This is a genomic window from Serratia sp. OLAL2, from assembly GCF_002752475.1.
Lineage (GTDB): Bacteria > Pseudomonadota > Gammaproteobacteria > Enterobacterales > Enterobacteriaceae > Serratia > Serratia bockelmannii.
Map to the genome: position 1 here is coordinate 23,617 of NZ_MSTL01000008.1, position 22,196 is coordinate 45,812.

The following is a 22,196-nucleotide window of genomic DNA, read 5'->3' on the forward strand; positions in this document are numbered from 1 at the left end:
GCTTACCTCGTTGCCGCCGCCTGGAAAGCGCGTTCCAGATCGGCAATCAAATCTTCACTGTCTTCAATACCCACGGAAATGCGCAGCAGGCTCTCGGAGATGCCGGCCGCTGCCCGCGCCTCCGCCGCCATGCCGGCGTGGGTCATGGTCGCTGCATGCGAGATCAGGCTTTCTACGCCGCCCAGCGATTCTGCCAGAGTAAACAGCTCAAGGGCAGAGAGAAAACGGCGCAGCACCGCTTCATCGCCGTCCAGTTCAAAACTCAGCATCGCGCCGAAACCACGCTGCTGCCGGCGGGCGATCTCATGCCCCGGATTTTCCGGCAGGGAGGGATGATACAGCTTTTTCACCAGCGGTTGCTGCTGTAAATAACCGACAATCGCTTCGGCGTTTTGCTGCGCCGCCTTGATGCGCGGCGACAGCGTGCGCATGCCGCGCAGCAGCAGATAGCTGTCGAACGCACCGCCGGTTACACCGATATTGTTCGCCCACCAAGCCAATTCGACCGCCAGCTCGGGATCTTTGGCAATCACCGCGCCGGCCACCACGTCCGAATGCCCATTCAGGTATTTGGTGCAAGAATGGACCACCAGATCGGCACCGAGTTCGATCGGCTGTTGCAGGGCCGGGCTGAGGAAGGTGTTGTCCACCACCGTCAACGCGCCCGCCGCGTGCGCGGCGGCGCAGATCGCCGCGATATCCACCACCCGCAGCAGCGGATTGCTGGGGCTTTCAATCAGCACCAGCTTCGGCTTTTGCGCCAGCGCCTGCTGCAGGGCGGCTTCATTACCCTGATCGACGAACAGCACGCGATAGGCGCCGCGCTTGCTCAGGCTGTCGAACAACCGATAGCTGCCGCCGTAGCAGTCGTGCGGCGCCACCAGCAGATCGCCGGGCTTCAGCAGCACAGTGGTCACCAGATGGATCGCCGACATCCCGCTGCCGGTCATCACCGCGCCGGCACCGCCTTCCAGCTCCGCCAACGCACGTTGCACCACGTCGCGCGTGGGGTTGCCGCGGCGCGAGTAGTCATGGGCTCGGGGTTGGTTGAAGTCGGTAAAGTTATAGGTGCTGGACAGATGAATCGGCGGGACGACGCAGCCGTACTGTTCGTCATCGTTCAGGCCGCTGCGTACGGCAATCGTGGCTGGTTTACGCGTCATGGTCTCGCTCGGCTCTCGGTTCGGTGAATGAGGCCTAAAGAGTAATCGCAGGATTGATAGACGTCAATACATCTGGACATCTAAACTTCTTTGCGTATAGATTGAGCAATGACACAATACCCGCTAAAATTATGCCGATATGACATGACGATAAGATGTTAAGCGGCAATGCCTGACCGAAGCGGGGCATTCAGTGACCCTGGTCGCGTAAAATTGACATTTATTTAGTGAGAACAGTGAAGATCGGGCATAATTGGCCGGTTTTTAGAATTTTGTAATTTTTCTGACAAAGTTAAGGTGTCCCATGGCTGAGTGGAACGGCGAGTATGTCAGCCCTTACGCTGAACACGGTAAAAAAAGCGAGCAAGTCAAAAAGATCACGGTATCCATTCCGCTGAAGGTCCTGAAAATCCTCACCGACGAACGGACCCGTCGCCAGGTGAACAACCTGCGCCACGCCACCAACAGCGAACTGCTGTGCGAAGCGTTTCTGCATGCCTTTACCGGCCAGCCGCTGCCGAACGATGAAGACCTGCGCAAAGAGCGCAGCGATGAAATCCCGGAAGCCGCAAAAGTGTTGATGCGCGAACTGGGTGTCGATCCCGATACCTGGGAATATTGAGAACCGCCCGGCGAACGCCGGCGGCAGAAACGAAAAAAGGCGCCCAAGGCGCCTTTTTCATCGGACGATAAGAAATCTTATTTCTTAGCGCCTGGTACGCTGAAACGCTTGTTGAAGCGGTCAACGCGGCCACCGGTAGCAACGTCACGCTGCTTGCCAGTGTAGAACGGGTGGCATGCGCCACAAACGTCCAGGTTCAGATCGTGGCCCACGGTGGAGCGGATCTTCATCACGTTACCGCAAGAGCAGTTAGCAGTAACTTCTTCGTATTTTGGGTGGATACCTTGTTTCATGGGAAACCTCAGTTAAGGCCGTGTCGCTATCCAGCCCTGTTTCGCCAGACACCACACGTGGTTGATAATAGAATTTTGGTATCGAATTATACCAAAGGCGGCAAATTATACAGCATTAGCCGAGGCGCGCAATCGGAACCGTACATTTGCCGATGCGCCGTGTAAACTGATGCCCACTTTTTTTCAATTTGGATGAGATCATGCCCGTCGTACACGTTGCCTTACCGGTCCCCCTCGCCCGCACCTTCGACTATCTGCTGCCGCCCGGCATGCAGCCGGTGGCCGGCGCGCGCGTGGGCGTGCCCTGGGGCAGGCAGCATGCGATCGGCATCGTCACCGGCTGCAGCGACACCAGCGAACTGCCGCTGGATAAGCTCAAACCGATCGACAGCGTGATAGACGCCGAGTCGCTGTTCTCCCCCAGCCTGTGGCGCATCCTGCGCTGGGCCAGCGATTACTATCACTACCCCATCGGCGAAGTGCTGTTTCACGCGCTGCCGATCCTGCTGCGGCAAGGCAAACCGGCCGAGGCCGCACCGCTGTGGCAATGGTTCGCCACCGAAGAGGGGCGTGCCACCCCGCCCGAAAGCCTGAAACGCGCGCCGAAACAGCAGCAGGCGCTGGCGGCGCTGCTGCAACGCCCGGTCTATCGCCACCAGGTCAGCCAGCTGGAGCTGACGGAAAGCGCCCTGCAGGCACTGCGCGCCAAAGGGCTGATCGATCTGCGCGCTCAGGTCGCGGATACGCACGACTGGCGCCCCAACTTCGCGGTGCTCGGCGAGCGGCTGCGGCTGAACACCGAACAGGCTACCGCCGTCGGGGCGATCAGAAGCGAGGATGAGCAGTTCGCCGCCTGGCTGCTGGCCGGGGTGACCGGCTCCGGCAAGACCGAGGTGTACCTCAGCGTGCTGGAAAACGTACTGGCCAAAGGCCGACAGGCGCTGGTGCTGGTGCCGGAAATCGGCCTGACGCCGCAAACCATCGCCCGCTTTCGCGAGCGCTTCAACGCGCCGGTGGACGTGCTGCACTCCGGGTTGAACGACAGCGAGCGGCTGGCGGTTTGGCTGCGCGCGCGCAGCGGCGAAGCCGCCATCGTCATCGGCACCCGTTCGGCGCTGTTCACGCCATTCCGGCAGCTGGGCGTGATCATCATCGACGAAGAGCACGACAGCTCTTATAAACAGCAGGAAGGCTGGCGCTACCACGCCCGCGATCTGGCGGTGTTCCGCGCCCGGGAAGAAGACATCCCGATGGTGATGGGCTCCGCCACGCCGGCACTGGAAACGCTGCACAACGTGCAACTGGGCAAATATCGCCAGTTGAAGCTCACCCAGCGCGCGGGCAACGCCAAACCGGCGGCGCAGCACCTGATCGATCTGAAAGGGCTGCCGCTGAAGGTCGGCCTGTCGCAACCGCTTTTGAAAAGCATGCAGCACCATTTAAAAGCCGGCAACCAGGTGATGCTGTTCCTCAACCGCCGCGGTTACGCCCCGGCGCTGCTGTGCCACGAGTGCGGTTGGATCGCCGAGTGCCAGCGCTGCGATCACTACTACACCTTCCACCAGCATCAGCGTCAGCTGCGCTGCCACCACTGCGACAGCCAGCGACCGGTGCCGCACCAGTGCCCACAGTGCGGCTCCACCCATCTGGTGTCGGTCGGCGTCGGCACCGAACAGCTGGAGCATGAGCTGGCGCCGCTGTTCCCCGACACGCCGATCACCCGCATCGATCGTGACACCACCAGCCGCAAAGGATCGCTGGAGCAACACCTGGCGGATATTCATCGCGGCGAAGCGCGCATTCTGATCGGCACACAGATGCTCGCCAAAGGCCACCATTTTCCCGACGTCACGCTGGTGGCGTTGCTGGACGTGGACGGCGCGCTGTTCTCCGCCGACTTCCGCTCCGCCGAGCGTTTCGCTCAGCTGTATACCCAGGTCTCCGGGCGTGCCGGCCGCGCGGGCAAACAGGGTGAAGTGCTGCTGCAAACCCACCATCCGGAGCACCCGCTGCTGCAGGTGCTGCTGCAACAGGGTTACGACGCCTTCGCCAAACAGACGCTGGCGGAGCGCAACAGCGTGTTTCTGCCGCCTTACACCAGCCACATCATCGTGCGCGCCGAAGATCACGACAACCAGCAGGCCCCGTTGTTCTTGCAGCAGCTGCGCAATCTGTTGGAAGCCAGCCCGCTGAAGGACGACTCGCTGTGGGTGATGGGCCCGGTGCCGGCGCTGCAGTCGAAACGCGGCGGCCGTTTCCGCTGGCAGCTGTTGCTGCAACATCCGACGCGGCGCGTCCTGCAACAGCTGATGAAAAGCTCGCTGCCGCTGATCGGCACTCTGCCGCAAACGCGCAAGGTGAAATGGACGCTGGATGTCGATCCGATCGACAGCTGATCCCGGAAAAGTCCGATTTAGCTGCGGCAGTGCAAACGTTTACCCTTGAAATTGCGAGCGAACGCTAAAAAACCTTCTCAGGTCACATTTTTTATGCAAATTAGGTAACAAAGGCGGGGCGTATTCTGTTTAGAATGTCTGCGAGGGCAAATTTTGTCGCCACATCGCAGCGCGACGGAGTGCCCGAACGCGAGTGGCGCTCAATGACAACAATCCCGCCACCGCATGCCGGACATTGTGAGCAAACAGCAGTAGTGGCGTCGGCATGGGGCTGACGCAAGGAGAAAGGCGTTGGAACACAAGAAAGAGTTATCCATGGCGACCATGAAAGACGTCGCCGAAATGGCGGGCGTTTCAACGGCTACCGTATCGCGTGCGCTGATGAACCCGGAAAAGGTGTCGACGCCAACGCGCCAGAAAGTAGAACAGGCCGTGCTGGCCGTGGGTTATTCTCCTCATGCTCTGTCACGCAATATCAAACGCAACGAATCTCGCACTATCCTGGTGATCGTGCCCGACATCTGCGATCCGTTTTTCGCCGATGTGATCCAGGGGATCGAACAGACCGCCGCCCAACAAGGCTATCTGGTGCTGATCGGCGACTGCGCGCAGCAAAACCAGCAAGAACGCACCTTCGTCAATCTGATCATCACCAAACAGATCGACGGCATGCTGCTGCTGGGCTCTAACCTGCCGTTCGACGCCAGCAAGGAAGAGCAGCGCAACCTGCCGCCGATGGTGATGGCCAACGAGTTCGCGCCCGAGCTGGAACTGCCGACGGTGCATATCGACAACCTGACCGCCGCCTTTGAAGCCGTGCATTATTTGCATCAACTGGGCCACCGGCAGATCGCCTGCGTCGCCGGGCCGGAACAGATGCCGCTGAGCCATTATCGGCTACAGGGTTACGTTCAAGCGCTACGTCGTAATGGCATTACCGTCGAAAGCAGCTATATTACCCGGGGTGATTTTACCTACGAAGCCGGCGCGCAAGCGCTGACCCAGTTGATGGCTCAGCCGAAACCGCCGACGGCGGTGTTCTGCCACAGCGATGTCATGGCAATCGGCGTGCTGTCCCAGGCGAAGAAAATGGGGCTGCGGGTACCGCAGGATCTGTCGATCGTCGGCTTTGACGACCTCAAGCTGGCGCAATATTGCGATCCGCCGCTGACCACGGTGGCGCAACCGCGTTTCCAGATAGGCCAACAGGCGATGTTATTGCTGTTGGAGCAGTTGAACGGCCAGACGGTGGCCAGCGGCTCCCGGCTGTTGGACAGTGAATTGATTATCAGAGGCAGCACCGCTGCCCCGAAACGCTAGTCAAATATTTTAGGGTTCAGTAACATGACGGACTTATCCTCTCATCAGGACACAGCGGAATAATAGTGGCACAAAAAGACTATGTAAGCCGTGGGCGCGCAGCAGGAGCTAAGCGTAAAACCCCCAGCCGTAAAAAACGCAGTTCTCCGAAGGTTTCCAAAACCGTGCTGGCGTTAGCCGCCGCGTTACTGGTTATCTTTGTCGGTGGCCTCTATTTCATTACCCACAACAAGCCGGAAGACGCGCCGTTGTTGCCTGCGCACACCACGCGCCCCGGCAACGGCCTGCCGCCGAAGCCGGAAGAGCGCTGGCGCTACATCAAAGAGCTGGAAAACCGGCAGATCGGCGTGCAAACACCGACCGAACCGACGGCCGGCGGCGAGCTCAATTCCAAAACTCAGCTGACCGCCGAACAGCGGCAGTTGCTGGAGCAGATGCAGGCAGACATGCAGCAGCGTCCGACGCAGCTGAACGAAGTGCCGTATAACGATCCGGGCCAGGTCAACGCGCGCAGTAACCGCCAGCAGCAGATGCAACAACCGCAAATGCAACAGCAGCCGGTACAGCAACAGCAGCAGGTTACCCAGGCGCCGCGCAACCCGTTCAACAACGGAGCCACCACCGCGCCGGTGCAGCAGCACCAGCAACCGAAGCCGGTCACCCCACCGCCGGTGCAGGCGAAACAGCCTGAGCCGAAGCCGCAACCGAAGCCGGAGCCGAAACCGGAAGTGAAACAGGAAACGGCCAAGCAGGAAACCAAGCCGGAATCGAAACAGAAGTGGATGGTGCAATGCGGTTCGTTCCGCGCCACCGATCAGGCTGAATCCGTGCGTGCACGCCTGGCGTTCGAAGGCATCGAGAGCCGCATCACCGCCGGCGGCGGCTGGAATCGCGTGGTGCTCGGCCCCTACAGCAGCCGCGCAGCAGCGGATAAAACCCTTTCACGCCTGAAGGGCGTCGGCATGTCGAGTTGCATTCCCCTCTCCGTTGGGGGTTGAAAAGCGTCAATCCCCCCCCATCTATACTCTCAATATGCCTCGTAGCGTCTGCGAAAGCAGGCGCTGCGGGGACTTCTTTCCGTCTTTAACGAGGGTCTGCTCGTGACAACAATTGTAAGCGTACGCCGCAACGGCCAGGTCGTCATCGGTGGTGATGGCCAGGCAACCCTGGGTAATACGGTGATGAAGGGTAACGTCAAGAAAGTGCGTCGCCTGTATAACGACAAAGTGATCGCCGGTTTCGCCGGTGGCACCGCTGACGCCTTCACGCTGTTTGAACTGTTTGAACGCAAACTGGAAATGCATCAGGGCCACCTGGTGAAAGCCGCCGTCGAGCTGGCGAAAGATTGGCGCACCGACCGCATGTTGCGCAAGCTCGAAGCGCTGCTGGCAGTCGCTGATGAAACCGCTTCGCTGATCATCACCGGCAACGGCGATGTGGTGCAGCCGGAAAACGATCTGATCGCCATCGGTTCCGGCGGCCCGTACGCTCAGGCCGCCGCCCGCGCCATGTTGGAAAATACCGAGCTGAGCGCCCGCGATATCGTTGAGAAATCCCTCAACATCGCCGGTGACATCTGTATTTACACCAACCATTTCCACACCATTGAAGAATTGCCTTCCAAAGCGTAAGGATCGAATACCATGTCTGAAATGACCCCGCGCGAGATCGTCAGCGAACTGGACAGCTATATCATTGGCCAAAACAAGGCCAAACGCGCTGTCGCCATTGCCCTGCGCAACCGCTGGCGCCGGATGCAGCTCAACGAGATGCTGCGCCACGAAGTGACCCCGAAAAACATTCTGATGATCGGCCCGACCGGCGTCGGTAAAACCGAAATCGCCCGTCGTCTGGCGAAGCTGGCCAACGCGCCGTTCATCAAGGTTGAAGCCACCAAGTTCACCGAAGTGGGCTATGTGGGCAAAGAAGTGGACTCCATCATCCGCGATCTGACCGATGCCGCCATCAAAATGGTGCGTATGCAGTCGATCGAGAAAAACCGCACCCGTGCCGAAGAGTTGGCCGAAGAGCGCATTCTCGACGTGCTGATCCCGCCGGCCAAGAACAACTGGGGCCAGCCGGAAGAGCATCAGGAGCCGTCCGCCGCCCGCCAGGCATTCCGCAAGAAGCTGCGCGAAGGCCAGCTGGATGACAAAGAGATCGAAATCGATCTGGCCGCGGCGCCGATGGGCGTGGAAATCATGGCGCCTCCGGGCATGGAAGAGATGACCAACCAGCTGCAGTCGATGTTCCAGAACCTCGGCGGCCAGAAGCAAAAACCGCGCAAGGTGAAGATCAAAGAAGCCTTCAAGCTGCTGGTGGAAGAAGAAGCCGCCAAGCTGGTGAACCCGGAAGAGCTGAAAGAGCAGGCGATCGAAGCGGTTGAACAGCACGGCATCGTGTTTATCGATGAGATCGACAAAATCTGTAAGCGCGGCGGCCAGAGCTCCGGCCCGGACGTCTCGCGCGAAGGCGTGCAACGCGATCTGCTGCCGCTGGTGGAAGGCTGCACCGTATCCACCAAGCACGGTATGGTGAAGACCGACCACATCCTGTTCATCGCTTCCGGTGCGTTCCAGACCGCCAATCCGTCGGATCTGATCCCAGAACTGCAGGGCCGTCTGCCGATCCGCGTTGAGCTGCAGGCGCTGACTACCGAAGACTTCGAGCGCATCCTGACCGAGCCGAGCGCATCGCTGACCGAACAGTACAAAGCGCTGATGGGCACCGAAGGCGTCAATATCGAGTTCACCGCCGACGGCATCCGCCGCATCGCCGAAGCCGCGTGGCAGGTCAACGAAAGCACCGAGAACATCGGCGCGCGTCGTCTGCACACCGTGCTGGAGCGTCTGATGGAAGATATTTCCTACGATGCGAGTGAAATTAATGGCCAATCCATTACAATTGATGCGGATTACGTGCGCAGTCATCTGGATGAACTGGTGGCGGATGAAGATTTGAGTCGTTTTATCCTATAATCGCTCAATCATTGTCTTGTCAGTCATCTGTGTGGGAGGCATTGCCTCCCACAATTATTTCTAACGGACACCGCAACTTACTGACAGAAGCGAAACATGAGCTCATCAACCTCCACCACCCCGATTTCCGCCTGGCTGGAAAGTCTACGCCCCCGCACCCTGCCGTTGGCCTTTGCCTCCATCGTGGTCGGCTCGGCGATCGCCGCCTGGCACGGCAGCCTGAAACCTGAAGTGGCGCTGCTGGCGCTGTTGACCGCCGGTCTGCTGCAGATCCTCTCCAACCTGGCGAACGACTACGGCGATGCGGTCAAAGGCAGCGACAAAGAAGATCGCATCGGGCCATTGCGCGGCATGCAAAAAGGCATGATCACCCAGGCGCAGATGAAGCGGGCGCTGGTGGTGACGGTGGTGCTGATCGCCCTCGCCGGCTGTTCGCTGATCGCCGTCGCCTGCGAGCAACCCAGCGACGTGGTGGGCTTCCTGGTGCTGGGCGGGCTGTCTATCGTGGCGGCGATCACTTACACCGTCGGCAACAAACCCTACGGGTATTTGGGGCTGGGCGACATCTCGGTGCTGGTGTTCTTCGGCTGGCTGAGCGTGGCCGGCACCTACTATTTGCAAACGCACACCTTCGACAGCGTCGTGATGCTGCCGGCCACCGCCTGCGGCCTGCTGGCGACGGCGGTGCTCAACATCAACAATCTGCGCGATATCGAGAGCGATCGCGAAAACGGCAAGAATACGCTGGCGGTGCGTCTCGGCCCGCACAAGGCGCGCATTTACCATGCCCTGCTGCTCGGCGGCGCGGTGCTGTGTTTCGCGCTGTTTACGCTGTTCAACCTCCACAGTCCGTGGGGTTGGCTGTTCGTGCTGGCGATCCCGCTGCTGGTGCGCCACGGCCTGCGCGTGCTGCGCGATCCGACGCCGGTCGGCATGCGGCCGATGCTGGAGCACATGGTCAAGGCGGCGTTGCTGGCCAACCTGCTGTTCGCCATCGGCGTGGCGCTCAGTTAAAAACTGATGATTTTGCCAACAGGGCGAATAAAGGGATATACTGAACATTCCTGCGGCAAACAGACGTAAAATCCTATGAAATACGATACTTCCGAACTTTGCGACATCTATCATGAAGAGGTGAACGTTGTTGAACCTCTGTTCTCCAATTTTGGCGGGCGTACTTCATTTGGCGGGCAGATCACCACGGTGAAATGCTTTGAGGATAACGGCCTGTTATTCGATCTGCTTGAAGAAAACGGCCGCGGCCGCGTGCTGTTGGTCGACGGCGGCGGTTCGGTTCGCCGGGCGCTGATCAACGCCGAACTGGCGCGCCTGGCCGCCCAGAACGAATGGGAAGGCATCGTGGTGTACGGCGCGGTGCGCCAGGTGGACGATCTGGAAGAACTCGACATCGGCATTCAGGCGATGGCGGCGATCCCGGCGGGTGCCGTAAGCGAAGGCGTGGGCGAAAGCGATATCCGCGTCAACTTCGGTGGCGTCACCTTCTTCTCCGGCGATCACCTGTATGCCGACAACACCGGCATCATCCTCTCCGAAGACCCGCTCGACATCGAGTGATTTTCGGACATGAAAAAGGGCGCCTGAGGCGCCCTTTTCGTTGCTGCATGGCGTGAGGAATCAGACCTCTTCCATTTTGCCCAGCAGCGCGCGCAGGCGATCTTGCCATACGTGCTGTTCTTCTTTCAGCTGTTGGTTTTCGCGCACCAGCGCTTCGTGGTTGCCGGAGGCAGCCTGAACTTCCTGCGACAGAGAGTTGTTTTTGTCTTTCAGCTCTTCAATTTCCATCTGCAACAAGGTGATGGTATCAATCGCCTGCTGTACTTTTGCTTCCAGTTTCTCAAATACTTCAAATGACATGCTTCAGTCCCCTCATGATAGCAAGGCGTACATCTATAAGTAGCGGCCGCAACGTCGGCTGCAGCTACTGCGAATATTGCATCGCGCTCAGTGACGCGCGCCGTTACGGAAGGCGCGCCAGTCTCGATTCGTTAAAAACGATTGTAAGTAGCCAGTCTCCGCCTGTCTAGCAACATACCGGATCATCGCGCAGTCTGTTGCAATTTTCCTGCCCTCACCATCAGTAAAAACTGAAAATCCCCACCATCATCGCCGCGAGTTGTTAACAACCCTCACCAAACCACTGGTCAGATCACACTTTTATGGCTCAGAAAGAACACTAAACGACGCGAAATCGCTCAATTTTATGACGCGCCACACACATTTTGATTTCGCTATTTCTCGTTTATGTTCGTTAACGATAAATTTACATCACGTCCTCATTCAATAATTGGACGAGATGAAAAAAACTGTGCCCATAGGCCGGATCTCTACCCAACTGAGCCTATAAACCAACAACCGCCGTTTTGCAGGACACCAACATTATGAGCCAAACCACCAGTCCGACATTAAAAGGCCAGTGCATCGCCGAGTTCCTCGGCACGGCGCTGCTGATCTTCTTTGGCGTAGGCTGCGTTGCCGCACTGAAACTGGCGGGCGCCAGCTTCGGCCAGTGGGAAATCAGCATCATTTGGGGCCTCGGCGTCGCCATGGCCATCTATCTGACCGCCGCCATTTCCGGCGCGCATCTCAACCCGGCGGTCACCCTCGCCCTGTGGCTGTTCGCCTGCTTCGACGGGCGCAAAGTGGTGCCTTACATCATTGCGCAGATCGCCGGCGCCTTCTGCGCCGCCGCCCTGGTTTACGGGCTGTACTACAACCTGTTCTTCGACTTCGAAGCGGCGCACCACATGGTGCGCGGCAGCAACGAAAGCCTCGAACTGGCCGGCATCTTCTCGACTTACCCTAACGCGCACATCTCCGTCGGCCAGGCCTTCCTGGTAGAAATGGTGATCGCGGCAATCCTGATGTGCCTGATCCTGGCGCTGACCGACGACGGCAACGGCATTCCGCGCGGCCCGCTGGCACCGCTGCTGATCGGTATTCTGATTGCCGTGATCGGCGCCTCCATGGGACCATTGACCGGCTTTGCGTTGAACCCGGCGCGTGACTTCGGCCCGAAACTGTTCGCCTACCTGGCCGGCTGGGGCAAAGTCGCCTTCACCGGCGCACGCGACATCCCATACTTCCTGGTGCCGATCTTCGCTCCTATCGTCGGCTGTGGCCTGGGCGCTTTCGGTTACCGCGCGCTGATTGGCCGCCACCTGCCGTGCGACGTCTGCGTGACGGAAGAAGAGCCCGACGCCAAGACCCAGCAGCGCAAAGCGTGATGGGTGCAGTTTTACACGGTTAACAACAGCAGGATAATTACCATGACTGTAGAAAAAAAATACATTGTCGCACTCGACCAAGGGACCACCAGCTCACGCGCCGTCGTGCTCGATCACGACGCCAACATCGTTGCGGTATCGCAGCGCGAATTCCCGCAGATCTATCCAAAGGCCGGCTGGGTTGAGCACGACCCGATGGAAATCTGGGCGTCGCAAAGCTCGACGTTGGTAGAAGTGCTGGCGAAAGCCGACATCAATTCCGATCAGATCGCCGGCATCGGCATCACCAACCAGCGCGAAACCACCATCGTCTGGGAAAAAGAGACCGGCAAGCCGGTCTACAACGCCATCGTCTGGCAGTGCCGCCGTACCGCCGACATCTGTGAGAAGCTCAAACGCGACGGCCTGGAAGAGTACATCCGTCACAACACCGGCCTGGTGGTTGACCCGTACTTCTCCGGCACCAAGGTGAAGTGGATCCTGGACAACGTCGAAGGCGCCCGCGAGCGCGCCAAACGCGGCGAACTGCTGTTCGGCACCGTCGATACCTGGCTGGTGTGGAAGATGACCCAGGGGCGCGTACACGTCACCGATTACACCAACGCCTCACGTACCATGATGTTCAACATCCACGAGCTGGACTGGGACGAGCGCATGCTGGAAGTGCTGGATATCCCGCGCGCCATGCTGCCGAAAGTCCGTCCTTCCTCCGAGGTGTACGGCCAGACCAACATCGGCGGTAAGGGCGGCACGCGTATTCCTATCGCCGGTATCGCCGGCGACCAGCAAGCGGCATTGTACGGCCAGCTGTGCGTTCAACCGGGCATGGCGAAGAACACCTACGGCACCGGCTGCTTCCTGCTGATGAACACCGGCAAAGAAGCGGTGCGCTCGAAAAACGGTCTGCTGACCACCATCGCCTGCGGCCCGCGCGGCGAAGTGAACTATGCGCTGGAAGGCGCGGTGTTCATCGGCGGTGCGTCTATCCAGTGGCTGCGCGACGAGCTGAAACTGATCAGCGACGCCGCCGACTCCGAATATTTCGCCACCAAAGTGAAAGACAGCAACGGCGTCTACGTGGTGCCGGCCTTCACCGGCCTGGGCGCGCCCTACTGGGATCCGTATGCCCGCGGCGCCATCTTTGGCCTGACCCGCGGCGCCAACAGCAACCACATCATCCGCGCCACGCTGGAATCCATCGCCTTCCAGACTCGCGACGTGCTGGACGCCATGCAGGCCGACGCCAACACCCGCCTGCAATCGCTGCGCGTGGACGGCGGTGCGGTCGCCAACAACTTCCTGATGCAGTTCCAGTCCGATATCCTCGGCACCCGCGTAGAGCGCCCTGAAGTGCGTGAATCGACGGCGTTGGGCGCCGCGTTCCTAGCGGGCCTGGCCATCGGCTACTGGAACGATCTGGATGAGGTGAAGAGCAAAGCGGTGATTGAGCGCGAATTCCGCCCAAGCATCGAAACCACCGAACGCAACTACCGCTACAGCGGCTGGAAAAAAGCGGTGGCACGCGCGCAGGCGTGGGAAGATCACGACTAAACCCAGCCTTGCCGTTACCCCCCCAAATTGCGCTGCCTGCGGGCAGCGCTTTTTTTTGCCCCGCCCCGCCGGCGCCGCGCTGTGATAGACTTTGCCGATATTTTCTTCCCTTTCTCACAGACAGGTTTGCCATGAAACGTGAATTAGCCATCGAATTTTCCCGCGTTACCGAAGCCGCTGCGCTGGCGGGCTACAAATGGCTGGGACGCGGCGACAAGAACGCCGCCGACGGTGCGGCGGTCCACGCCATGCGCATCATGCTCAACAAAGTGGACATCGATGGGCGCATCGTGATCGGCGAAGGCGAGATCGACGAAGCGCCGATGCTGTATATCGGCGAACAGGTCGGCAGCGGCCAGGGCGACGCGGTCGACATCGCTGTTGATCCGATCGAAGGCACCCGCATGACCGCCATGGGCCAATCCAACGCACTGGCGGTCTTGGCGGTGGGCGATCGCGGCACCTTCCTGCACGCGCCGGACATGTACATGGAGAAGCTGGTGGTCGGCCCGGCGGCGCGCGGCGCCATCGATCTCAATCTGCCGCTGGCGGAGAACCTGCGGAACGTCGCCGCGCGGCTGAGCAAACCGCTGTCACAGCTGACGGTCATCGTGTTGGCCAAACCGCGCCACGACGGCGTCATCGCGCAGATGCAGCAGTTGGGCGTGCGGGTATTCGCCATTCCTGACGGCGACGTGGCGGCCTCCATTCTCACCTGCATGCCGGAAAGCGAGGTCGATGTGATGTACGGCATCGGCGGCGCGCCGGAAGGGGTGATCTCAGCCGCAGTGATCCGCGCGCTGGACGGCGACATGCAGGCGCGTTTGCTGCCGCGCCATAAGGTGAAAGGCGACAGCGCCGAAAACCGCCGCATCGGCGAACAGGAGCTGGCGCGCTGCCGGGAAATGGGTATCGAAGCCGGTCAGGCGCTGCGTCTGGATCAGATGGCGCGCAACGACAACGTGATCTTCTCCGCCACCGGCATCACCAAGGGCGATCTGCTGGAGGGCATCAGCCGCCAGGGCAACATGGCCACGACCGAAACCCTGCTGATCCGCGGCAAGTCGCGCACCATCCGCCGCATCCGTTCAACCCACTATCTGGATCGCAAAGACCCGGCGCTGCACGAGTTTCTGCTGTAACGAAACAGGGCGCCGAATGGCGCCCTGATGATTGATGGCAAACCTCATGCCCTTGCCGGGTTGGCAGAGAGCAGCGAATAGAAAACAAGGAAAATCAATTTATTGATTTTCGGCTAATAGCCACAAAGGGGAGAAAAACCACGCTTTTTCTCCCTTTTGTCAACGGTATGAGGGCGCCGAATGGCGCCCTGTCGTTATGCGGTGTGTCCCTGATGCTGCATCCGGTTGGACAGCGGCCACCAGCACAGCAGGATCAACAGCGCCATCGCGAACATCAGCAATCCGAGGCTGAACTGCCCGGTTTGCGGCAGCATGGCGGAAAGCCAGGTCGCCAGACCGGACCCCATGTTCTGCATACCGCCCACCAACGCGCCCGCCGCGCCGGCCAGGTAAGGGAACGGCTCCATCGCCCCGGTGGTCGCCAGCGGGAACAGCATGCCGGCGCCGAAGAAGAACAATGCAGCCGGCACGATCAGCGTCCAGATATTCATCACGCCGAACCAGCCCGGGATCCACATCATCGCTCCCGCCAATAGACAGCTCAGCACCGAATGCCACATCAGGGTGTGGAAGGTTTTGCCGTCGCGCCCGGCGTACCAGGCACCGAAAAACGCCGCCGGGATCGGCAGAATGAACAGGATGCTGACGGTCAGGCCGCTCAGCCCCAACACGCCACCCATCAACACGCCGCAGCTGGCTTCAAATACCGCAATCCCCGCCAGCGCGCCGATCAGCATCACCAGATAGCAACTGAAGGTGCTGTCGCTCAGCAGCTGGCGGAAACTGGCCAGCATGCGGCGTTTTTCAGTTTGCACCGGGCGGGTTTCCGGCAACCATCGGAACATCGCGAAGGCGACGCAGGCGCACAGCGCCAGCAGGAAGGCGTAACAGGCGCGCCAGCCGAACACCATTGCCAGCGCGCCGCCGATCACCGGCGCCAGCAGCGGACTGACCAAAATCCCCATGTTCAGCAGGCTGTTGGCATAGCGCAGCGCGGTGCCGGCATACAGATCGCGCGGCATGGTGCGCGCCATCACGCCCGCCACGCCGGTGCCCATCCCCTGGATGGCGCTGGCGGCGACCAGCATCGTCAGGTTGGTGGACAGCAACGCGCCCAGCGCGCCAACCAGGAAGATCATCATACCCGTCAGGATCACCGGACGACGCCCAATACGATCCGATATTGGCCCGTAAATCAGCTGGGAGAAACCGTAGGTTAGCAGATACGCCGCCATCACCCGTTGCACGGCGCCGGTACGAACCGACAGATCGTGGGCGATATCAGCAATCACGGGAACATAAATGGTTTGCGCCATCTGGCCGACGGCAACCAACAGGATAAGCATCACCAGCAGGTGAAAATTCTCTAGTTTTCTCATTATCTTCGTTAACGTTTCAACTCGTCACAGCGTCCCGGTATGGCCGTTGCAGCAGCCAGAACGGCGAGCAGCCCTCTATGGCGGCATAAACTAATCAAATCTGATTTTTTTAGCGAGTTTCAGGCAGATATTGATCCAGGTCACACTGGCAGCAAACCCGACCAGGCTCGTAAATTAAACTGTACGTCTAACGCTTTGGAGTTAAAAATAGCGCCCTTGCAGTAGCCGGGCTTTAGCATTTAATCGATAATTATTTTCATCAACTTGAAATAAAATAACACCATAGGGATTTGGTTCATGAAAACACCTGAGCTGATTTTATTGCAGTTAAAGGCTCTCGGCCCGCACTCGGCCAAAATGCTGGCGGAGCGTCTGGACATCACGCCGATGGGCATCCGACAACATCTGCAATCCCTGGAAAAACGTGAGTTGGTTTGTTACGAAGAAGCGCGCAGCAAGGTCGGCCGCCCGACGCGCTACTGGTCGCTGACCGAACGGGGGCACGCCTATGTGGCCGCCGATCAGGAGCGGCTGCGGGCATCCGCGCTGCAGCTGTTTGGCGGCGCCGGCGTGGAACCGTTGCTCAGCGCGCGCGAAGAGCAGCTTTATCTGCGTTACACCGAAGAGCTGTCCGCCGAACGCAGCCATCAGGACCGGTTAACCCGCCTAGTGCGTCTGCGGCAACACGACGGTTACATGGCAGAATTGCTCGACCATCCGCACGGTGCGCTACTGGTGGAAAACCACTGTCCGATCGGCGTGGCCGGTTCCAACTGCAGCAGCCTGTGCAATTCCGAACTGCAGCTGTTTCATCGCCTGTTCGGCAACAACTACCGGGTAGAGCGCACCGCGCACGCCATTTCCGGCTCACGACATTGTGCTTATTTGATTCGACCACGGGAGCTTTAGAGTATGGCTGAATGGGTAAACGGCAAAGTTACGCAGGTAAAACAATGGACCGACGGGCTGTTCAGCCTGGTGGTCAATGCCCCCATCGATCCTTTCACCGCCGGGCAATTCGCCAAACTGGCGCTGGAGATCGACGGCGAACGGGTGCAACGCGCCTACTCCTACGTCAATGCCCCCGACGACGCCAACCTGGAGTTCTATCTGGTGACGGTGCCGGAAGGCAAACTGAGCCCGCGCCTCAATCAGCTACGGCCGGGGTCGGATGTAATGGTGACCAAAGAAGCGGCCGGCTTCTTCGTGCTGGACGAAGTGCCCGATTGCGACACGCTGTGGATGCTGGCGACCGGCACCGCCATCGGCCCCTATTTATCGATTCTGCAGCAGGGCATCGGACTGGAGCGCTTTAACAACCTGGTGCTGGTGCACGCCGCGCGTTTCGCGCGCGACCTGAGCTACCTGCCGCTGATGCAGCAACTGCAGCAACGCTACAACGGCAAGCTGCGCATCCAGACCGTCGTCAGCCGCGAAGAAACGCCCGGCTCACTGACCGGCCGCGTGCCGGCGCTGATCGAGGACGGCCGGCTGGAAGCGGCGACCGGCTTGACCATCGACGCCGAAACCAGCCACGTGATGCTGTGCGGCAACCCGCAAATGGTGCGGGACACCCAGCAAACGCTGAAAGACCACCGCCAAATGCGCAAACACCTGCGCCGCAAACCGGGCCACATCACCAGCGAGCACTACTGGTAACCCGGCGAGGGTCAGCGGAACTTCACCGGTTCGGCTTCCGGGCCGAACCGATTGCTCCCCGGCGTGCCGACGAAGGCACCCAGATCGATCATCATCATCACGATAATCAGCGTCGGAATGAAACGTCCGACGCCCCATTGCCAGATCGGCGCCAGCATCTGCCAGTTCCCTGCCGCCAGCATCCACGCCAGGATCAGCAGCAGCGCCCACCAGCCGGCCTTGTTGCGATCGTGCAGGCGTTTGACCAGCACCGCCGCCGTCGGCCACAGCAGCGCCACGATAAAGAAGGCGATGGATTGGATGGCGATCAGCTGATAATTGGCCAGCGTAAACGCCGCCGCCATCAGCACCAACCACAGCCCCATCCAGATCCAGAAGTCGCGCCGCCCGATGCGACCCTTAAAAGAAAAACACCACTGTTGTAACGTCATCGATTCCTGCGCTCTAAGCCTGCCCATATTCTGCGCCGCAGTGTAACATAGGCGCTGCCGGGCCGAGTTTTCCGCCTCGCATAACGCGGTGCGCCGCACAGCTTTCTCGTCAGCGAACCGATAATGGCGTGGGATCTTTGACAAGGCCCGCGAGTTATCGCTTTAATCGGAGCCATCTTTGTCCTTGATGCCATACGCCATGCTGAGAAAAACCCTCGTCATCGCCTGCCTGTTGCAGGCCGCCGCCAGCGCCTGGGCCGATCCGCCGCCCGCCGATGCAGCACCCGCCGCACCTTACCTGCTGGCCGGGGCGCCGACGTTCGATCTGACGGTGGTCAAATTCCGCGAAAAATACAATCGCGACAACCCGAAGCTGCCGATTGGCGAATTCCGCGCCATTCCGGCCACCGAAGACGATTCGCCGCTGCTGACGCGCGCCGCCAGTAAACTCAACGAAAACCTGTATGCCTCCACCGCGCTGGAGAAAGGCACCGGTAAAATCAAAACGTTGCAGATCACTCATCTGCCGCTGCAGCAGGCCAATGAAGAAAAAGCCGCGCGCGCCATCGCCATCAACTACATGGCGGCGCTGATGCGCCAGTTCGAACCGGCGTTGACGGTGGAGCAGAGCCAGAACAAGGTGAACAGCCTGCTGGAAAAAGGCAAAGGATCGCGCTTTTACCAACAGCAGGTCGGCGCCATTCGTTATGTCGTCTCGGACAACGGCGATAAAGGCGTAACCTTCGCGGTTGAACCGATTAAGCTAGCGCTTTCCGAGCCGTAACGGCGCGGCATTTAATGACGAAAAGCAAAGCCTTCGCGCTTAATGATCTCTATACTGTTGGGCAGGTAAACTGCCGGTCCGGCAGTTGTCATTTCGACTCTCGCGTTCCCTAGTTGGAGGAAAAAACATGCGTCATCCATTAGTTATGGGTAACTGGAAGCTTAACGGCAGCACTCACATGGTCAACGAACTGATCGCCGGTCTGCGCAATGAGCTGAGCAGCGTTGACGGCTGTGGCGTCGCCATCGCCCCGCCGGTGATGTATCTGGATCAGGCCAAGCACGCGCTGGCCGGCAGCCGCATCGCGCTGGGCGCGCAGAACGTGGACGTTAACCTGTCCGGCGCCTTCACCGGTGAAGTTTCCGCCAACATGCTGAAAGACGTCGGTGCCCAGTACATCATCATCGGCCACTCCGAGCGTCGTACCTACCACAAAGAAAGCGACGAAGTGATCGCCGAGAAATTCGCCGTGCTGAAAGAAGCCGGCCTGATCCCGGTACTGTGCATCGGTGAAACCGAAGCGGAAAACGCCGCGGGCAAAACTGAAGAAGTGTGCGCGCGCCAGATCGACGCCGTGCTGAAAACGCTGGGCGCACCGGCGATGAAAGGCACCGTGATCGCCTATGAACCGGTCTGGGCCATCGGTACCGGCAAATCCGCGACCCCTGCACAGGCACAGGCCGTGCACAAATTTATCCGCGATCACATCGCCAAACACGATGCCGCGGTTGCCGCTGAAATCATCATCCAGTACGGCGGTTCGGTGAACGACAAGAACGCCGCAGAGCTGTTCTCCCAGCCGGACATCGACGGCGCGCTGGTTGGCGGCGCCTCGCTGAAAGCCGACGCTTTCGCCGTGATCGTCAAAGCCGCTGCCGCAGCAAAAAAAGCCTGATTGCCCTAGGCTTGCCATAAAAAAACCCCGGCTTGCCGGGGTTTTTTATTGCCTCTCAAACGGCATCAGCGTTTGCTTATTTCGTCGAACACGCCGCCGGTAGCGAAGTGCACCTTCTGCGCTTCGGTCCAGCCGCCGAAAGTGTCATCCACGGTGAACAACTTCAGCTGCGGGAACTGCCCGGCGAACTTGGCCGCCACCGCCGCATCGCGCGGGCGATAATAGTTCTGCGCCGCAATAGTCTGCCCTTCCGGTGAATACAGATACTTCAGGTAGGCGGTCGCCACGTCGCGGGTACCACGTTTATCGACGACCTTATCCACCACCGACACCGTCGGTTCGGCCAGGATCGATTCGCTCGGCGTAATAATCTCGAACTTGTCTTTGCCCAGCTCTTTCTCCGCCAGCAACGCTTCGTTTTCCCAAGCGATCAGCACGTCGCCGATGCCGCGCTCAACGAAGGTGTTGGTCGAGCCGCGCGCGCCGGAATCCAGCACTTCGACGTTCTTGTACAGGTTTTTGACGAAGTCCTGCGCCTTGGCCTTATCGTTGTTGTTGTGGTGCAACGCGTAGCCCCAGGCGGCCAGGTAATTCCAGCGGGCGCCACCGGAGGTTTTCGGATTCGGGGTGATCACCGACACGCCCGGCTTAATCAAGTCAGGCCAGTCATGAATTTGCTTCGGGTTGCCTTTGCGCACCAGGAAGACGATGGTCGACGTGTAAGGCGCCGAGTTGTCCGGCAAGCGTTTTATCCAGTCTTTCTCAATGCGCCCGCGTTCGGCGATAGCGTCAACGTCATAGGCCAGCGCCAGCGTCACCACGTCGGCCTCGATGCCGTTGATCACCGAGGTCGCCTGTTTGCCGGAACCGCCGTGCGACTGTCGCACCGTCACCTTGTCGCCGGTTTCCGCCTGATAGTGCTTGCTGAATGCCGTGTTGTAAGCCTGATAGAACTCACGCGTCGGATCGTAGGACACGTTCAGCAACTGAATATCCTTCGCCATGGCGCCGGACGCCAACAGCACCAATGTCAGACCTACACCCCATTTACGCATCGACAAGCTCTCCCAGAAAATTAACGCAACCTCAATCGGTTGATTTAGCATCAGAGCCTGCCAGAAACTTTCCCGGCAATTAAAGAATAAAAAATTTTGGGATAGATGATTCTGGAATATGTCGCCGACAAGCATAAAAAAGCCCCCGCATGCGGAGGCTTTCGGCGCGCGGAGAGCGGCGAATCAGTACAGCTTTTTCGCCGTTTCCAGCCAGTCGCCCTTGAACGGACGCTTCATGTTTTCGATCGCGTCGATGATGTCGTGATGCACCATTTTTTCGTTCTGGATACCGACGCAGCGGCCGCCGTAACCCTGCAGCAGCAGTTCGATGGCGTAGGCGCCCATGCGCGAGGCCAGGATGCGGTCGTAGGCGACCGGTGAACCACCGCGTTGAATGTGGCCCAGCACGGTGGCGCGGGTTTCACGCTTGGTTTCCTGCTCGATGTGGCGCGCCAGCTCATCGATGTCGCAGATGTGCTCGGTGATCGCCACGATGGCGTGTTTTTTACCCTTGGCGATACCGGCCTTGATTTCGCACACCAGATCTTCGCGATTGAATTCGATTTCAGGCAGCACGATGAATTCGCAACCGCCGGCAATCGCCGCCGCCAGCGTCAGATCGCCGCAGTAACGGCCCATCACTTCCACGATGGAGATACGCTGGTGCGACGAGGAGGTATCGCGCAGGCGGTCGATCGCTTCCACCACGGTTTCCAGCGCGGTGAAGTAACCGATAGTGTAGTCGGTACCGGCGACATCGTTATCGATGGTGCCTGGCAGGCCGATGCACGGGAAGCCTTCTTCCGTCAGGCGTTTGGCGCCCATGTAGGAACCGTCGCCGCCGATCACCACCAGCGCGTCGATGCCGCGATTCTTCAGGTTTTCAATCGCCTTGGCGCGCACGTTTTCATCCCTGAACTCCGGGAAGCGGGCCGAGCCGAGGAAGGTGCCGCCGCGGTTGATCATGTCGGACACGCTATAGCGGTCCAGCTGCTCCATGCGATCTTCGTACAAGCCAAGGTAGCCATCGTAAATACCAAAAACTTCCAGACCTTCTGAAAGCGCAGAACGCACAACGCCGCGGATTGCAGCGTTCATACCCGGCGAATCACCGCCGCTCGTCAGTACACCGATTTTCTTGATCATGACTACCTCTGAACTGTGTAGATGCAATTTCTTAAGAATTCTGTCTCCGCCGATCGTCTTGAAACCTCTCCGGCTGCAGAAAACCAGCTTTACGGCTTATTGCTGGATATTATATCAAAAACACCCAGCTGAATTGA

The 22,196-nt window shown here is 59.5% G+C and carries 22 protein-coding genes; 15 read left to right on the plus strand and 7 right to left on the minus strand.

The window, feature by feature from the left end; genetic code table 11:
• Positions 1–2 precede the first annotated feature (2 nt).
• Positions 3–1,163: a cystathionine gamma-synthase gene (metB, locus tag BVU99_RS07655; protein WP_025304659.1), complete on the minus strand. Its 1,161-nt coding sequence runs from the start codon at positions 1,161–1,163 to the stop codon at positions 3–5.
• Between the two features lie 304 nt (positions 1,164–1,467).
• On the opposite strand from metB, the gene metJ reads away from it, so the two are divergent.
• Positions 1,468–1,785 (plus strand): met regulon transcriptional regulator MetJ, encoded by a 318-nt coding sequence (gene metJ, locus BVU99_RS07660; protein ID WP_006317756.1) that lies wholly within the window; start codon positions 1,468–1,470, stop codon positions 1,783–1,785.
• A gap of 77 nt (positions 1,786–1,862) precedes the next feature.
• Here the strand turns inward: metJ and rpmE are convergent, their stop codons facing one another.
• Positions 1,863–2,078, minus strand: a complete 216-nt coding sequence (gene rpmE, locus BVU99_RS07665) for a 50S ribosomal protein L31 (RefSeq protein WP_004931078.1) — start codon at positions 2,076–2,078, stop codon at positions 1,863–1,865.
• 200 nt (positions 2,079–2,278) lie between these two features.
• On the opposite strand from rpmE, the gene priA reads away from it, so the two are divergent.
• The 7 genes from priA (at position 2,279) to rraA (ending at position 10,347) form a co-directional block, all read left to right on the plus strand.
• A complete protein-coding gene (priA, locus tag BVU99_RS07670) occupies positions 2,279–4,474 on the plus strand; it encodes a primosomal protein N' (protein WP_049205326.1) in 2,196 nt (731 codons plus the stop codon).
• 291 nt (positions 4,475–4,765) lie between these two features.
• Positions 4,766–5,794, plus strand: coding sequence for a DNA-binding transcriptional regulator CytR (gene cytR, locus BVU99_RS07675; RefSeq protein ID WP_025304661.1), 1,029 nt, complete (start codon positions 4,766–4,768; stop codon positions 5,792–5,794).
• A 65-nt stretch (positions 5,795–5,859) separates the two neighbouring features.
• The gene (ftsN, locus tag BVU99_RS07680; protein ID WP_099817562.1) at positions 5,860–6,792 is read left to right on the plus strand and encodes a cell division protein FtsN; all 933 of its coding nucleotides are present in this window, start codon (positions 5,860–5,862) and stop codon (positions 6,790–6,792) included.
• A 102-nt stretch (positions 6,793–6,894) separates the two neighbouring features.
• On the plus strand, positions 6,895–7,425 hold the full coding sequence (hslV, locus tag BVU99_RS07685; RefSeq protein ID WP_004931085.1) for an ATP-dependent protease subunit HslV: 531 nt from the start codon (positions 6,895–6,897) through the stop codon (positions 7,423–7,425).
• Positions 7,426–7,437: 12 nt separating this feature from the next.
• Positions 7,438–8,772 carry an HslU--HslV peptidase ATPase subunit gene (gene hslU, locus BVU99_RS07690; RefSeq protein ID WP_025304663.1) on the plus strand — a complete coding sequence of 445 codons (1,335 nt, stop codon included), beginning with the start codon at positions 7,438–7,440 and terminating at the stop codon, positions 8,770–8,772.
• Between the two features lie 96 nt (positions 8,773–8,868).
• A complete protein-coding gene (locus BVU99_RS07695) occupies positions 8,869–9,786 on the plus strand; it encodes a 1,4-dihydroxy-2-naphthoate polyprenyltransferase (RefSeq protein WP_015379416.1) in 918 nt (305 codons plus the stop codon).
• A 75-nt stretch (positions 9,787–9,861) separates the two neighbouring features.
• Positions 9,862–10,347 carry a ribonuclease E activity regulator RraA gene (rraA, locus tag BVU99_RS07700; protein ID WP_004931090.1) on the plus strand — a complete coding sequence of 162 codons (486 nt, stop codon included), beginning with the start codon at positions 9,862–9,864 and terminating at the stop codon, positions 10,345–10,347.
• Positions 10,348–10,407: 60 nt separating this feature from the next.
• Here rraA and zapB read toward each other — a convergent pair whose 3' ends face one another.
• A complete protein-coding gene (gene zapB / locus BVU99_RS07705; protein WP_004931092.1) occupies positions 10,408–10,647 on the minus strand; it encodes a septal ring assembly protein ZapB in 240 nt (79 codons plus the stop codon).
• Positions 10,648–11,171: 524 nt separating this feature from the next.
• On the opposite strand from zapB, the gene BVU99_RS07710 reads away from it, so the two are divergent.
• From BVU99_RS07710 to glpX, 3 genes are all read left to right on the plus strand, one after another.
• Complete coding sequence (locus BVU99_RS07710) at positions 11,172–12,017, plus strand: MIP/aquaporin family protein (RefSeq protein ID WP_004931095.1); 846 nt, start codon at positions 11,172–11,174, stop codon at positions 12,015–12,017.
• 42 nt (positions 12,018–12,059) lie between these two features.
• On the plus strand, positions 12,060–13,568 hold the full coding sequence (glpK, locus tag BVU99_RS07715; RefSeq protein ID WP_025304664.1) for a glycerol kinase GlpK: 1,509 nt from the start codon (positions 12,060–12,062) through the stop codon (positions 13,566–13,568).
• Between the two features lie 131 nt (positions 13,569–13,699).
• Complete coding sequence (glpX, locus tag BVU99_RS07720; protein ID WP_025304665.1) at positions 13,700–14,710, plus strand: class II fructose-bisphosphatase; 1,011 nt, start codon at positions 13,700–13,702, stop codon at positions 14,708–14,710.
• Between the two features lie 194 nt (positions 14,711–14,904).
• Here the strand turns inward: glpX and emrD are convergent, their stop codons facing one another.
• Positions 14,905–16,089 carry a multidrug efflux MFS transporter EmrD gene (gene emrD, locus BVU99_RS07725; protein ID WP_025304666.1) on the minus strand — a complete coding sequence of 395 codons (1,185 nt, stop codon included), beginning with the start codon at positions 16,087–16,089 and terminating at the stop codon, positions 14,905–14,907.
• A 297-nt stretch (positions 16,090–16,386) separates the two neighbouring features.
• On the opposite strand from emrD, the gene BVU99_RS07730 reads away from it, so the two are divergent.
• Together BVU99_RS07730 and fpr are read left to right on the plus strand one after the other, a co-directional pair.
• On the plus strand, positions 16,387–16,998 hold the full coding sequence (locus BVU99_RS07730) for an HTH domain-containing protein (protein WP_043140982.1): 612 nt from the start codon (positions 16,387–16,389) through the stop codon (positions 16,996–16,998).
• Between the two features lie 3 nt (positions 16,999–17,001).
• The gene (gene fpr / locus BVU99_RS07735) at positions 17,002–17,748 is read left to right on the plus strand and encodes a ferredoxin--NADP(+) reductase (RefSeq protein ID WP_043140987.1); all 747 of its coding nucleotides are present in this window, start codon (positions 17,002–17,004) and stop codon (positions 17,746–17,748) included.
• Between the two features lie 11 nt (positions 17,749–17,759).
• Here fpr and BVU99_RS07740 read toward each other — a convergent pair whose 3' ends face one another.
• Positions 17,760–18,179, minus strand: a complete 420-nt coding sequence (locus tag BVU99_RS07740) for a DUF805 domain-containing protein (protein ID WP_043140990.1) — start codon at positions 18,177–18,179, stop codon at positions 17,760–17,762.
• 199 nt (positions 18,180–18,378) lie between these two features.
• On the opposite strand from BVU99_RS07740, the gene BVU99_RS07745 reads away from it, so the two are divergent.
• Together BVU99_RS07745 and tpiA are read left to right on the plus strand one after the other, a co-directional pair.
• Positions 18,379–18,963: a DUF1454 family protein gene (locus tag BVU99_RS07745; protein WP_043140996.1), complete on the plus strand. Its 585-nt coding sequence runs from the start codon at positions 18,379–18,381 to the stop codon at positions 18,961–18,963.
• Positions 18,964–19,090: 127 nt separating this feature from the next.
• The gene (gene tpiA, locus BVU99_RS07750; RefSeq protein WP_004931113.1) at positions 19,091–19,858 is read left to right on the plus strand and encodes a triose-phosphate isomerase; all 768 of its coding nucleotides are present in this window, start codon (positions 19,091–19,093) and stop codon (positions 19,856–19,858) included.
• 65 nt (positions 19,859–19,923) lie between these two features.
• On the opposite strand, the gene BVU99_RS07755 is transcribed toward tpiA, so the two are convergent.
• Both BVU99_RS07755 and pfkA read right to left on the minus strand, forming a co-directional pair.
• Positions 19,924–20,913 (minus strand): sulfate ABC transporter substrate-binding protein, encoded by a 990-nt coding sequence (locus BVU99_RS07755; protein WP_043140999.1) that lies wholly within the window; start codon positions 20,911–20,913, stop codon positions 19,924–19,926.
• Positions 20,914–21,096: 183 nt separating this feature from the next.
• The gene (gene pfkA, locus BVU99_RS07760) at positions 21,097–22,059 is read right to left on the minus strand and encodes a 6-phosphofructokinase (protein WP_004931116.1); all 963 of its coding nucleotides are present in this window, start codon (positions 22,057–22,059) and stop codon (positions 21,097–21,099) included.
• Positions 22,060–22,196 lie beyond the last annotated feature (137 nt).